Source organism: Shewanella colwelliana ATCC 39565 (assembly GCF_000518705.1).
GTDB lineage: Bacteria > Pseudomonadota > Gammaproteobacteria > Enterobacterales > Shewanellaceae > Shewanella > Shewanella colwelliana.
This window is the reverse complement of sequence record NZ_KI912481.1, coordinates 104,275-117,531: the sequence shown is the minus strand read 5'-3', so window position 1 is coordinate 117,531 and position 13,257 is coordinate 104,275. Positions and strand designations below refer to the sequence as shown.

Annotated in this window: 11 protein-coding genes and 1 pseudogene; 5 read left to right on the top strand and 7 right to left on the bottom strand. The window is 44.6% G+C overall.

Translation table 11 applies throughout. The features are described 5' to 3' along the window. Window positions 1-5 precede the first annotated feature (5 nt). The 3 genes from pyrH to rpsB form a co-directional block, all read right to left on the bottom strand. A complete protein-coding gene (gene pyrH, locus L876_RS0119760) occupies window positions 6-752 on the bottom strand; it encodes a UMP kinase (protein WP_028765377.1) in 747 nt (248 codons plus the stop codon). A 131-nt stretch (window positions 753-883) separates the two neighbouring features. Further along, on the bottom strand, window positions 884-1,732 hold the full coding sequence (gene tsf, locus L876_RS0119755; protein WP_028765376.1) for a translation elongation factor Ts: 849 nt from the start codon (window positions 1,730-1,732) through the stop codon (window positions 884-886). A gap of 118 nt (window positions 1,733-1,850) precedes the next feature. Beyond that, window positions 1,851-2,579, bottom strand: coding sequence for a 30S ribosomal protein S2 (gene rpsB / locus L876_RS0119750; protein WP_028765375.1), 729 nt, complete (start codon window positions 2,577-2,579; stop codon window positions 1,851-1,853). A 280-nt stretch (window positions 2,580-2,859) separates the two neighbouring features. Between rpsB and map the strand changes: the two genes are divergently transcribed. From map to dapD, 3 genes and pseudogenes are all read left to right on the top strand, one after another. Next, the gene (gene map / locus L876_RS0119745) at window positions 2,860-3,663 is read left to right on the top strand and encodes a type I methionyl aminopeptidase (RefSeq protein ID WP_028765374.1); all 804 of its coding nucleotides are present in this window, start codon (window positions 2,860-2,862) and stop codon (window positions 3,661-3,663) included. 57 nt (window positions 3,664-3,720) lie between these two features. Further along, window positions 3,721-6,297: pseudogene (gene glnD / locus L876_RS0119740) on the top strand (bifunctional uridylyltransferase/uridylyl-removing protein GlnD); the annotation flags it as partial. 45 nt (window positions 6,298-6,342) lie between these two features. Next, window positions 6,343-7,167, top strand: coding sequence for a 2,3,4,5-tetrahydropyridine-2,6-dicarboxylate N-succinyltransferase (gene dapD, locus L876_RS0119735; protein WP_028765372.1), 825 nt, complete (start codon window positions 6,343-6,345; stop codon window positions 7,165-7,167). Between the two features lie 51 nt (window positions 7,168-7,218). Here the strand turns inward: dapD and L876_RS22190 are convergent, their stop codons facing one another. Beyond that, window positions 7,219-9,135, bottom strand: a complete 1,917-nt coding sequence (locus tag L876_RS22190) for an HD domain-containing phosphohydrolase (protein WP_051413207.1) — start codon at window positions 9,133-9,135, stop codon at window positions 7,219-7,221. Window positions 9,136-9,452: 317 nt separating this feature from the next. Between L876_RS22190 and L876_RS0119725 the strand changes: the two genes are divergently transcribed. Beyond that, window positions 9,453-9,797 (top strand): DUF3718 domain-containing protein, encoded by a 345-nt coding sequence (locus L876_RS0119725; RefSeq protein WP_028765371.1) that lies wholly within the window; start codon window positions 9,453-9,455, stop codon window positions 9,795-9,797. A gap of 263 nt (window positions 9,798-10,060) precedes the next feature. After that, window positions 10,061-10,414 (top strand): DUF3718 domain-containing protein, encoded by a 354-nt coding sequence (locus L876_RS0119720; protein ID WP_028765370.1) that lies wholly within the window; start codon window positions 10,061-10,063, stop codon window positions 10,412-10,414. A 73-nt stretch (window positions 10,415-10,487) separates the two neighbouring features. On the opposite strand, the gene purU is transcribed toward L876_RS0119720, so the two are convergent. The 3 genes from purU to L876_RS0119705 are packed head-to-tail and all read right to left on the bottom strand — an operon-like array spanning window position 10,488 to window position 13,235. Then, the gene (gene purU, locus L876_RS0119715) at window positions 10,488-11,321 is read right to left on the bottom strand and encodes a formyltetrahydrofolate deformylase (RefSeq protein ID WP_028765369.1); all 834 of its coding nucleotides are present in this window, start codon (window positions 11,319-11,321) and stop codon (window positions 10,488-10,490) included. Between the two features lie 22 nt (window positions 11,322-11,343). Then, window positions 11,344-12,819 carry a PTS transporter subunit EIIC gene (locus tag L876_RS0119710; RefSeq protein ID WP_028765368.1) on the bottom strand — a complete coding sequence of 492 codons (1,476 nt, stop codon included), beginning with the start codon at window positions 12,817-12,819 and terminating at the stop codon, window positions 11,344-11,346. Then, complete coding sequence (locus L876_RS0119705) at window positions 12,771-13,235, bottom strand: flavodoxin (protein WP_028765406.1); 465 nt, start codon at window positions 13,233-13,235, stop codon at window positions 12,771-12,773. The genes L876_RS0119710 and L876_RS0119705 overlap by 49 nt, the downstream gene beginning before the upstream one ends. Window positions 13,236-13,257 lie beyond the last annotated feature (22 nt).

The following is a 13,257-nucleotide window of genomic DNA, read 5'->3' as shown; positions in this document are numbered from 1 at the left end:
CTGGTTTATTCGGCTGATTTTGCGTTACTGCTTCGAATCATAGTGCCTTCATGATCGCCCATAATAACACGGCGTAGCGCACCAGGCTTGTTCATATTAAACACTAAAATTGGCATGTCGTGATCTCGCGCAAGTGTAAATGCCGCAAGATCCATCACTTTTAATTCTTTATCTAAGACTTCATCATAACCCATCTCGTCATATTTAACGGCTTCAGGGTTTTTCACTGGATCGTCTGAGTATACGCCATCCACTTTAGTGCCTTTGAGTACCACTTCAGCTTCAATTTCAATGCCACGCAAACACGCTGCTGAATCTGTAGTACAGAATGGGTTACCTGTACCCGCTGCGAAAATAACAACACGGCCCGATTTTAGCAAGCTAATCGCCTCGGCCCAGTTATAGTCATCACAAACACCTTTTAATGGGATAGCAGACATCAAACGAGCATTGACGTATGCGCGGTGCAATGCATCACGCATGGCCAAACCATTCATAACGGTTGCTAGCATTCCCATATGGTCGCCAACAACGCGGTTCATGCCAGCTTTCGCCAAACCTTCGCCACGGAAAAGGTTACCGCCACCAATCACAACACCTACTTGAATACCAAGCTCTACAAGCTCTTTGACTTCTTGCGCCATGCGGTCAAGTACTTTGGGGTCAATACTAAAGCCCTCTTCGCCCATTAGGGCCTCACCACTTAATTTAAGAAGAATACGTCGAAAAGCAGGTTTTGGATTTGTGCTCATGGTTATTTATCCTGATCAATGCGATGGGTAACTTGCCAATTATATAGGAAATAATGCGTATTGCGGAATCTAATTGACATAACAAAACCGCAGCGATTGCTGCGGTTTTGGGGGTATCTTAAAAGCGGCGATTACGCCTTAGAAGCGGCGATTTGCGCTGCAACTTCAGCAGCAAAATCTTCTTCTTTCTTCGCGATACCTTCACCAACTTCTAAACGAATGAAGTTTGTAACTGTTGCGCCTTTCTCTTTAAGAATCTCGCCAACAGTTTTCTTTGGTTCCATGATGAACGCTTGACCAGTAAGAGAAACCTCACCAGTAAACTTCTTCATACGACCAGAAACCATTTTCTCAGCGATATCTTGAGGCTTGCCTTCGTTCATCGCAATTTCGATTTGAACGGCTTTCTCTTTTTCAACAACATCAGCTGGTACGTCACTTGGGTTAACGTACTCTGGCTTAGAAGCAGCAACGTGCATTGCGATGTGCTTAAGAGTCTCTTCGTCAGCTTCACCAGTTACAACAACACCGATACGCTCACCGTGACGGTATGTAGCAAGGCTAGCACCATCGATGTATTCAACGCGACGAACGTTGATGTTTTCACCGATTTTAGCAACTAGTGCAACACGAGTTTCTTCGAACTGTGCTTTTAGATCTTCAACAGTAACTTTAGAAGCCGCTGCAACATCTAGTACTGCGTTAGCAAATGCTAGGAAGTTTCCGTCTTTTGCAACGAAGTCAGTTTGACAGTTAACTTCTAGTAGCGCAGTAAAGCCTTCACCTTGCTTGATAAGGATTGTGCCTTCAGCAGCAATGTTACCCGCTTTTTTAGCAGCCTTTGCAGCACCGCTCTTACGCATGTTTTCAATCGCTAGCTCAATGTCACCATTGGTTTCAGTTAGCGCTTTTTTACAATCCATCATGCCAGCGCCAGTGCGCTCACGTAGTTCTTTAACTTGGGCAGCAGTAATTGCCATTGTTAAATCCTCTATAGGTAAATCTACAAATCAAATGATAAAAAACAGGGGCCTTAGGGCCCCTGTTCACCAATCATATATCTTGGTTAATAAGGGCGATGAAATTCATCTCGCCTTATTATTCAGCTTCTACGAAACCGTCTTGCTCAGCTTGAACAGCTAGGTCTTGACCGCGACCTTCTTTAGCAGCTGCAGCAACAGACTCAGTGTACAGACGGATAGAACGCATAGCATCATCGTTACCAGGAACGATGTAGTTGATGCCGTCTGGAGAAGAGTTAGTATCTACAACAGCAACAACTGGAATACCTAGGTTGTTAGCTTCTTTAATAGCGATATGCTCATGATCAGCACCGATAACGAAGATAACGTCAGGTAGGCCGCCCATGTTCTTGATACCACCAAGAGACTTTTCTAGCTTCTCAAGCTCACGAGTACGCATAAGCGCTTCTTTCTTAGTAAGCTTGTCGAAAGTACCGTCTACAGACTGGCTTTCAAGGTCTTTAAGACGCTTGATTGATTGACGAACTGTTTTCCAGTTAGTCAACATGCCGCCTAACCAACGGTTGTCAACGTAGTACTGATCACAAGAAATTGCTGATTCTTTGATTGCTTCGCTTGCAGCGCGCTTAGTACCTACGAAAAGAACTTTACCTTTCTTAGATGCTACGTTGCTGATGAACGCTAGTGCTTCATTGAACATAGGCACAGTGTGCTCTAGGTTAATGATGTGAACACCGTTACGTGCGCCGAAGATGAATGGCTTCATCTTTGGGTTCCAGTAACGAGTTTGGTGACCGAAGTGAACACCGGCTTGAAGCATGTCGCGCATTGAAACTGTAGTCATTTTATTACCTTAAAATATTAGGGGTTAGACCTCCACGCATCCCATATCTCCGACCTAATTAGGCACCCCGAAGAACGTGTCGATACGTGTGTGATTTAGTATTTAATAAATGCCATGTATAATGGCAGCCATATTCACTTTTAGCCCTATGTCCTCAGACAAAACAGACTAAGAGTCAAACATAACGGCGCGCTTTATACCATAATACCGGCGCAAACACAAATTTTTAGCGTAGAAACGTACCTAAAAGTGCGGCTACCGACATACAAGAGAAAGCTTAATGAGTATAGTGATAAAAACAGCCCAAGAGATTGAAAAAATGCGCGCCGCGGGCAAGCTGGCGGCAGAAGTTTTAGAGATGATTGCCCCCCATGTTGTTGCTGGCGTGACGACTAATCAGCTCAACGATATCTGTGCTAAATACACTGAAGAGCAAGGTGCGATCTCTGCACCACTCGATTATCACGGTTTCCCTAAATCAATTTGCACCTCTGTCAATGAAGTGATCTGTCATGGTATCCCTAGTGACAGAGCCCTCAAGGATGGTGACATCATCAATATTGATATCACTGTTATCAAAGATGGTTACCATGGCGACACGTCAAAAATGTTCCTGATTGGCGACGTCAGTGCCAAAGATATGCGTCTATGCCGTATCGCTCAAGAAAGCCTCTATGAAGCCATTAAGAAAGTACGCCCTGGCATGAAACTGGGTGAAATTGGTACGATTATCGAAAAATTCATCAAGAGCAAGAAAACTGGCCTTGAAAAGTACAGCATTGTTACCGATTACTGCGGTCACGGTATTGGTGCTGGCTTCCATGAAGAGCCACAGGTGATGCACTATAAAAACAATGATAAGACTGTGCTGCGTCCAGGTATGTGCTTTACCATTGAACCTATGATTAATGCGGGTCGTCATACAAGCGTGTTAGACAAAGAAGACAACTGGACTGTGACCACATCTGATGGAAAAAACTCAGCTCAATGGGAACATACATTGCTCGTGACCCAAACCGGTGTTGAGATCCTTACTTTGCGTGCAGAGGAAACCATTTCTCGGATTATCAACCACAAGAGTTAGCCCCTTAACGCGCAAAAGCGGACCAATGCGTCCGCTTTTAGCACAGTTAATTCGAGGAATGTAATGAATACAGCGCTATCAGCCAAGACCGCATTAAAACAACAAAATCAAGAGTTATTGGAGCGATTTAGCGCAAAAGAGTCCGTTACATCCTTGGTGAGTCAACGATGTCGATTTGTCGATGAGCTACTGATAGAACATTGGCAGTCTTATCAATTGGACCGTTATCCCATCGCGTTAATCGCTGTCGGTGGCTATGGCAGAGGAGAGTTGCACCCGCAATCTGATGTCGACCTGCTATTTCTTATTGACGACAGCCTTCCTAAAGAGGCCGAAACCCAGCTTGGTAGCTATATCGCTTTCCTATGGGATGCAGGGCTTGAAGTGGGTCACAGTGTTCGCACGATAGATGAAACCATCGCACAGGGTGCACCAGACATTACCATTGCCACCAACCTATTGGAAGCGCGTTTGTTGTGCGGTCCTCAGGCGATGTTTAACACCTTGTATGACAGGGTGCGTGAGCCGCTATTTTGGCCCGCTAGCGAATTTTTCATCGCTAAGCGCGATGAGCAAACCGCACGACATGCCAAAGCCAGTGCCTTTGATCTGGAGCCTAACCTAAAATCTTGCCCCGGTGGATTGAGGGATATCCAGACCGTCAGTTGGGTCGCCATGCGCTACTTCGACGCCTCGTGTATTGAAGAGTTAGTTGCCCACGAATTTTTAGAACAAGATGAGCTTGAAGAATTACTCGAATGCCAAGGCTATTTATGGCAACTGCGCTTTGCACTTCACTTAATCTCTGGTCGCGACGAAAACCGTCTACTTTTTAACCTACAAAGACAAGTTGCGGAGCTAATGGGCTTTAAGGATGGTACCGAGTTAGCCGTTGAACAGATGATGAAGCGATATTACCGCACAGTGAGGCGTGTAATGGAGCTTAATCAAATGTTGCTACAGCTGTTTAAACGCGCCACTTTAGGACACACCAGCGCGTTAGAGATCAAAAAGATTAATGATCACTATCAACGTCGGGGCGCTTTTATCGAATGTTTGCAACCTGAGCGACTCAATGATCCTGTTGAGTTGATGCAGCTATTTTTACATGTAGCTAAAAACTCCAACATTAAAGCTATCTACGCACCAACACTTAGGAGCCTACGGCGCGCACGTCGCGCACAAACAACTCCCTTAATGGAAAATGAGCTGTGCAGAGCCGTATTCTTGGAAATCCTGCGCCATCCTCGCGGTATAGCCTCACTGTCGTTAATGCATAGCCATGGCATACTGTCGGCCTACTTACCCGCTTGGCGACGTATTGAAGGCCAGATGCAGTTTGATCTGTTCCATGCTTACACGGTCGACGAACACACCTATAGATTATTGCGCAATATCGATCGTTTTTCTCAGCCTGAACAGAAAGATGAATTTCCACTAGGCTCGGTATTGATCAATCAATTGCCAAAGAAGGGCTTGTTAGTGTTAGCGGCAATTTTCCATGATATTGGCAAAGGCCGCGGTGGCGATCACAGCAAGCTAGGCGCTGTCGATGCGCAGGCATTTTGTGATCTACATGGCCTCAACAAACACGATGGACGACTCGTGAGCTGGCTAGTCGAAAATCACCTCGTCATGTCGGTAGTGGCACAGCGCCGAGACATCTCAGATCCCGATGTTGTCGCGGACTTTGCCGACAAGGTCCGCGATGCGGTCCATCTCAGCTACCTCTATTGTCTCACCGTCGCCGATATTTGCGCCACTAACGAGAAGACTTGGAACAATTGGAAAGGCTCTTTGTTAAGGGATCTCTATTTCTCAACCCAAAGGGTGCTTGCTCGTGGAAAAGAGAAGCCTGTAGATATTCGCGCACGGGTGCGAGAGCACCAAGGAAAAGCAAAGAAAGAGCTGCTACGTCGTGGTATCAAAGAGAAAAGTCTCGATCTGCTTTGGCAGCGCTTTAAAGCCGACTACTTTCTCCGCCATCAACCCAACCAAGTAGCATGGCACAGTGAGGCGATACTCAAACATAAGCACGATGAAGCACTCGTATTGATCTCTAAACATACCACTCGAGGTGGTACTGAACTGTTTGTTTATAGTCCAGATAAGCCTAAGTTATTCGCTACAGTTATGGCCGTTTTGGATAACAAGAATATAAATGTTCATGATGCCAGTATCATGACCTCAAAAGATGGTTATGCACTGGATTCTTTCGTCATTTTAGAGCAAGATGGCAGCCCTGTTTCGCAATTGTCGCGTATTCAAGGTTTAAGAAAAGCCTTAGTGAAAGCGTTAAGTAGCGATACAGGCAAACTGCCAAAATTTAAGAAGCTACCACGTAAGATGAAGCCCTTTAAGGTGCGCACCCAAGTGAGCTTTTTACCTGCCCGTAAGCAAGGCACCAGCATGATGGAGCTGATCGCACTTGATAGCCCTGGATTGTTGGCTAAAGTTGGTGACATTCTCTATCGTTGCCAAATAACGCTACTAGCGGCCAAGATCACCACTATCGGTGAGCGCGCAGAAGATTTCTTTATGTTACAAACGGCAGATGGACAACAGTTAGATCAGACACAACAAGATGAGCTGAGTGCGGCACTAATTCAAGCCCTCACTGAGCCCAGCAGTTAAGTTTTTTAATCAACAGTCATAAATAATGATAATTGGGAGATGTTAATGGAGGCTTTACGCCAACGTATTGAGGTAGCTTTTGAAGCTCGCGCAGAAATTACCCCTAGCTCGGTTGACTCAAGTGTTCGTGCCGATGTAGAAAAAGTTATTGCTATGCTAGATAAAGGCGAAGCACGTGTCGCCGAAAAAATCGATGGCCAGTGGCATGTACATCAATGGCTAAAGAAAGCCGTTCTGCTCTCTTTCCGTATCTTCGATAATGAAGTTATCGATGGCGCTGAAACCAAATATTTTGACAAAGTTCCAATGAAGTTTGCCGATTATGATGAAGCACGCTTCAAAGAGGAAGCAATCCGCGTTGTGCCACCAGCAGCCGTACGTAAAGGCTCCTACATAGGCAAAAACACCGTGCTTATGCCGTCATACGTAAACCTTGGTGCCTATGTCGATGAAGGTACTATGGTTGATACTTGGGCAACTGTTGGTTCATGTGCGCAAATTGGTAAAAATGTACACCTCTCTGGCGGTGTTGGCATTGGTGGCGTACTAGAGCCATTACAAGCAGGTCCAACCATCATCGAAGATAACTGCTTTATTGGCGCACGTTCAGAGATCGTAGAAGGTGTTGTCGTTGAAGAGGGCAGCGTTATCTCTATGGGCGTTTATATTGGTCAAAGCACCCGCATTTTCGACCGTGAAACCGGTGAAGTTCATTACGGTCGTGTTCCTGCAGGCTCTGTTGTCGTGTCAGGTAATTTGCCTTCTAAGTGCGGCACTTACAGTTTATATGCTGCGATCATCGTTAAAAAGGTTGATGCTAAAACACGCGGTAAAGTCGGGATCAACGAGCTACTACGTATCGTTGACTAATCAATTGAACCGTTAAATGATTGCTAAAGCCAAGCTTCTCGCTTGGCTTTTTTAATGGTGCAATTCAGACTCAAATTCATATGATTGTGCACTAGCGAAGGTTTTCCAGGTTACCGCCCCTATTGCCTTGCCATCCAACACTACCACAAGAAACTCATGGGGCTCTCTATCTAGCTGGTGTTTAGCATCTTTTAATATAGTTTTACCCGCCACAATGGGGAGGTGATGGCTCATCACTTGATGAATTCGTTTGTTTTCAATATTGCGATCAACCGTTCTTTCTGCGGCGGTATCGAGTAACGGACTGTGCCATAAATCCAAAATACCTTTATCTACAATACCAACCATTTTGGCGCCAGTCTCATCACGAACCACAGCAATGTTGGCATTGCAATCACGCATTAATTGACGAACTTCACCCAAACTATTATATAGCTCCACCTCAATCACAGGCTCTAACTGCAGATGACAAACACACGGCACATTTTCAAACTCATGGCCCGACAGCATATCTAAACAAACATCGACGATCTTTGGCTCAAAAAGGCTACCTTTGCCACTTTCTAAAATTTCAGTGAGCTTTTTTATCCCCAATGAAGGTCGATAGGGTCTGTGGCTCAATACTGAATCAGCCACGTCAGCAACACCAATTATTTTGGCTTCCAATATAATCTGATCCCCCTTTAAGCCTCTTGGATAGCCTGAGCCATCCAAGCGTTCATGGTGCTGTAGAATCATCTCCTTTATTGGCCAAGGAAACTCGACCTCATCAATGATATCTGCGCCCTGCTGTGAGTGCATTTTCACCAATGCATACTCTTCACTGGTCAGCCTTGAAGGTTTTGCTAAAATTTGAGCAGGGATACCAAGCTTACCAATATCATGAATAAGCGCCCCAAGCTTTAGCCCTTCTAATTGTTCATGTTGTAACCCAAGCTTTTCACCAATTAAATAGGCGAGTTGAGAAACCGATTTTTGATGACCTGCGGTATAGGCATCTTTTAACTCTACCGCTTCCGACACAGCGCCAATCAGTTGCACTAAGGTGTGAGATAACCGTTCTCGTTGACTTTTTATGACCTGTGATTGTTTCCATAGCACCCGCATGGAGCGAGGTAGCTCAACACTGTGCCAAAGAATCGTTGCAAACACGCTCAAGGATTTAGCATCAACTGGGGTATATGGGGTCTCTCGATTGCCCACACCGATCACGCCAACAATGCGATTACGATAAATAATAGGCACACTCATGTGGCGATTCAGCTCAAAATGTCCTTGGGGCAAACCTTTTTGATTTTGTTCATGACCATAATTGTTATGGATCATCGCTTCGCGGCTACGTATACAATCCGCCCAGATCCCCGCCTCGTCAAGGTTTTGATGTTTTTGTTCAGGGATAGCACACATGGCCAAAGCTGAATTGGACCAGGCCGTTAAAGTTAATTGCTTACTTTTATCATTATATAAATGCAAGTAACCGATTTCACTATAAGTCAGCGCAATAGCTTGCTCGACTGCCGTTTGAAAAACTAATTCAGGCTTTGACAGCATCACAGCTTCTATTTGCGTCAACCATTCATCACTGGATTGGATTGCATGGTGGTAATCAGGGTGGAGTTCCATCAACCATTTATCATCCAAATTGATTTTACTCACCACTACACTCCATAATCCCTGCTTATCTGGCACAGGAGTGAATACACCTTGGATACCAAGGCCCTTATCATCCACCCAATGACTCGTAACGCTCTCATGTTCAGATAGCGCGACATTTGTCACATCAAATGAAGAAAAACACTGGCAAAGATGTTGATTAAGTACATGGGAGATGGGTTTATTAACCAAATTAAAAAAAGCTTCACTGACACTCTTAAGCTCAAAGTCTTGGTTGACCATCGCCCAAGTGATCACTGCGCTCTTCGGTAGATCCGCTGGCTTTAAAAATAGATCAAACTTCTGGTTGCGCATAGAAACTCCTGTAAAATTGCACTCCCTCTTATCTAATCAGTATGGCTTACTTTATTAACTCGTATATTTTGCAGACTAAAAAATCAAAAAAATATCTCTTTATAGATATATATGTTGAATATGAATGGCAGTAATAGCGAATAAACTGGCGACGTTTAAGCGTTCAAATTGTGGCAGACACAAATTGTTACCCACGGACACACTCTGATCCAGACCACATATCAAGATACATTTGGCTACAAATGCCTAACAGCTTTTCACCTTGATAAACGCTTTACTGATAATCGACCCCAATAAAAAACCGCTAGGAGCAGAACATGAAAAAGTTACTTATCATTGCCGCTATCGCATCAGCACCGTTTGCGTTTTCAGCCAATGCTGCAATGTCGCCTCAAATGGAAAAAACATTAGTTGCTGTCTGTAAAGCAGGTGCTAGCAACAGTATGATTGAGTTTAGTAGCACGTTAAAAGAGCACCGTATAAATAAGCAACGGGTATTTCCCCGTCTGGTTTGTAACGACCAAAGCTTTCATCAATTTGCATTAAGCCAAGGTGCGGATAGAACCGCTAAAAAAATCGCCCCTTATGCTACTGGTACGGTAACAATTAAAGATATTGCTATGACTTACGGTGATGATCAAATCATGGCGGTAAATTTTTGATTAATGTTATCCTTGTAGACAGCACTTTAGTGTTAACCCAAAAGAGCCTCAAGGCTCTTTTTTTATGCCTAGACAAAAAGCCTAATCAGGCATAACTATACCAAGTTACGACACTAAGACTCATCAACAGACATGCTTTGTAACCTCAAGATACAACAAGAAAGCATTCATAAAAATCGATACATTTCAGCACAAATTCAATACAGCTTTACACTTCAACAAGGGGTTTAATAAAGACTAATCCAACCCGCTAGGAGCAACACATGAACAAAGTATTAGTCGCAACAACATTCGCACTCAGTGCGTTAAGCTGCAATGCGTTCGCCGCAATGGATAGCAAAATGGAGCAGACTTTAGTCGAAGTATGTCAAACTGGTCTAAGCGATGATCTGCATCAGTTCAGAACAACAATCACTCACCACCACATTAATAAAAAGCAGGTTTTCCCAAAGCTGGTCTGCAATGGGCAAAATTTCTATCAATTTGCTAAATCCAATGGTGCTGATCGTATCGCTGCTAAGGTACGCCCCTACATGTCGCACCAAGTCTCAATTACCGATCTGGCAAGTGCGGACAAGAACGAGCAGTTATCAGTGACATTTTCTACTGCAAAGTAACGGATATGGCTAAAGCAAACACAGCTAAAAGCCAAAAAGGCGCCCTCGGCGCCTTTTTTATTTTGCAGATAATCTAAAAAACTACCGTCTTATTGCCATACACAATCACATCTTCTTGCATAACTAACTGTAGTGCCTTGCTCAACACACTTTTTTCAACGTCGCGACCACACTTAGCCAACTCTTCGGCGCTGTAGCTGTGATCAACAGGAATCACATCTTGTTTAATAATGGGGCCTTCATCCAAACAGTTATTCACAAAATGTGCGGTCGCGCCAATAATCTTAACGCCGCGCTCCCATGCTTGACGATAAGGCGCCGCACCAATAAACGCAGGTAAGAAAGAGTGATGAATATTGATAATACGATTAGGGTATTGCTCAACAAACTCAGGGGTCAATACACGCATGTATTTGGCTAAGACTAGGTAATCGGGCTGATGACTCGCAATAATCTCTAACATTTGCTGTTCATGGTCATGACGAGTCAATCCGTCATGGGGCACATAATAGAAAGGGATATCGAATTTATCAGCCAGTGGTTTCAAGGTGTCATAGTTACCAACAATCGCTGCAATCTCAACGTCAAGCCCACCGTAGTATGCTTTCATTAAGAGATCACCTAAGCAATGTGCTTCTTTGGTCACCATCACCACAATTCGTTTAACGCCCTTTTCAACCAATTTGCAGTGCCGCTGAGGCGGTAAAACCTCATCGATATCAGCAAGAAATTGAGTCTCGTCAAAAGCCCCCTCTAACTCAGTGCGCATAAAAAATCGACCCTGGGCATTGTCGACAAATTCACTATTTTTTATGATATTGAGTCCGTGTTGATAACAGACACCGGTAATCTTTGTAATTAATCCTGGTGCATCGGCACAATCTGTAATTAAAACCTTTTGTTGCATGAGTCCCTACCCTCTTTGAAAATCAATCTGAATTGTGCCTATCGATAAAACGCTGCATTAAGCGCCTAATACTCTCGGCCTTTGTGCCATAGACGATCTGTACGCCATTTCCCATCACAACGTATCCCTTTGCACCTAAGTCGCCAAGCAAATTTTTATCTATCAAACTGGCTTGTTTTACACTTATCCTCAAGCGTGTCAGGCACGCACCAAGGTCGACAATATTGTCTTTGCCCCCGAGCGCATTAATAATAGAAATGATGCCCACCCGTCGCTCGGTATAATCTGCCACTCTCCCGGGTGTTTTTAAATTAAACGCTAAAATTGCGCCCCTAAATACCAAGTAATAGATCAATGCGGTAAAGGGGCCTAAAACCCAAAACCATTCTACATTTCTCGACTGACCCAGTAATAGACTAAAATCAACTAAGCCATGGGAAAACACCACACTATGATGAACATCCAAACTAATGGTGACCGCGTAGGCTATCCCCGTCATAAGCGCATGAACCAAAAACAGAACTGGCGCGACAAACATGAAAGCAAACTCTATAGGTTCTGTAACCCCGGTTAACCAACAAGCTGTGGCTGCTGATAGCATGATACCTGCGACTCTATTTCGCTCACTTTTATCCGCACAGCGCCATATTGCCAGTGCTGCAGCTGGTAATCCCCACATCTTAATGAGGTAACCTCCAGCCAAATTCCCCGCTTGTGGATCACCGGCTAAATACCGTGCTACTTCGCCTCTCACAACTTCCTGGTCCGTCACATATTGCCCCATCTCCAAGTAAAATGGGGCATTCCAGATGTGATGCAAGCCTAAAGGAATAAGCAAACGCTCAACCGTGCCATATAACGCAAATGCAAATGCGGGCTCTTGGTACACAGCCCAATTAGAGACGTGTTCAATCTTCACTGATAAAGGCGGCCAAAGTAGAAGAAATAGGTAAGCTAGGGCAATAGCAAGCGGAATCATCAATAATGGCGCACTGCGTCGACCTTCGAAAAATGAAAAGACCGAGGGTAGCCTAAGGCGTTCACTTTGCTTAACGGCCAAGCAAGTCAAGGCACCGACTAACATTCCCCCAGCAATCCCTGTATCTATGGTCTGGGCTCCCAAAATCGTTTTAGTGGCTAACTGGTGAATACCGACCAAGGCAGCAAAACTTGAGAAAAAAACGCCGTAACCAAATACCGCACTGAACGCAGCAATACCTTGATCACGACAAAAACCGATGGCAATGGTTACCGCAAACAACATCGGCATCATCGAGAAAATCAAGTTACCAACGGTCAACATTAGTATCGATGTTTCTGCTGAGATAAACGGAATTGGGTTGGTGGCTAGACCAATCATGACCCCTGCAGCAGGTAAAATAGCAATAGGCAATAACAGCGCCTGACTGAGGCGCTGGGCAAACTTAAACCAGTGACGACTGATCTGGTTTAGTCGACTTGATTTTCGTCGATCAGTTTGTGCCATTCCACTAACCATGATTGTGCAGCCACCTCTGGTTCCATCGTTTCACAGGCATCGATTTTAAGTAACTCACCGACTCTATTTGCACCCAGTTCCGTCAACAGTTCATCAAATCGAATCCCGGCGTGACAGAAGGTTTCATAGCTAGAATCGCCTAATGCAATAACACCATAGTTCAACTGAGGTAAGTAGGGAGCCTCCCCTCTAAGGGTTTCAAACCATAGGTTGATATCGTCGGGGATATCCCCTTGACCAGTGGTCGAGGTCACCACTAACAACCACTCATCCTGAGGGGGGACAAAACCGCTAAGTGACTCAGGCTGTATCAGATTCACTTCCCAGTCCATCGTCAATAGCTGCTGTTGCAGGGTTTCCGCGACAAATTGTGCATTCCCATAGACAGTTCCAAAAACCAGATTCACTTTTCGCATGTTTTACTTAGCCCTTAGCAAA

Excerpts from the sequence above, each read along its gene's own strand:
- pyrH (WP_028765377.1), bottom strand. The coding sequence starts at position 752 with ATGAGCACAAATCCAAAACCTGCTTTTCGACGTATTCTTCTTAAATTA.
- tsf (WP_028765376.1), bottom strand. The coding sequence starts at position 1,732 with ATGGCAATTACTGCTGCCCAAGTTAAAGAACTACGTGAGCGCACTGGC.
- rpsB (WP_028765375.1), bottom strand. The coding sequence starts at position 2,579 with ATGACTACAGTTTCAATGCGCGACATGCTTCAAGCCGGTGTTCACTTC.
- map (WP_028765374.1), top strand. The coding sequence starts at position 2,860 with ATGAGTATAGTGATAAAAACAGCCCAAGAGATTGAAAAAATGCGCGCC.
- dapD (WP_028765372.1), top strand. The coding sequence starts at position 6,343 with ATGGAGGCTTTACGCCAACGTATTGAGGTAGCTTTTGAAGCTCGCGCA.
- L876_RS22190 (WP_051413207.1), bottom strand. The coding sequence starts at position 9,135 with ATGCGCAACCAGAAGTTTGATCTATTTTTAAAGCCAGCGGATCTACCG.
- L876_RS0119725 (WP_028765371.1), top strand. The coding sequence starts at position 9,453 with ATGAAAAAGTTACTTATCATTGCCGCTATCGCATCAGCACCGTTTGCG.
- L876_RS0119720 (WP_028765370.1), top strand. The coding sequence starts at position 10,061 with ATGAACAAAGTATTAGTCGCAACAACATTCGCACTCAGTGCGTTAAGC.
- purU (WP_028765369.1), bottom strand. The coding sequence starts at position 11,321 with ATGCAACAAAAGGTTTTAATTACAGATTGTGCCGATGCACCAGGATTA.
- L876_RS0119710 (WP_028765368.1), bottom strand. The coding sequence starts at position 12,819 with ATGGTTAGTGGAATGGCACAAACTGATCGACGAAAATCAAGTCGACTA.
- L876_RS0119705 (WP_028765406.1), bottom strand. The coding sequence starts at position 13,235 with ATGCGAAAAGTGAATCTGGTTTTTGGAACTGTCTATGGGAATGCACAA.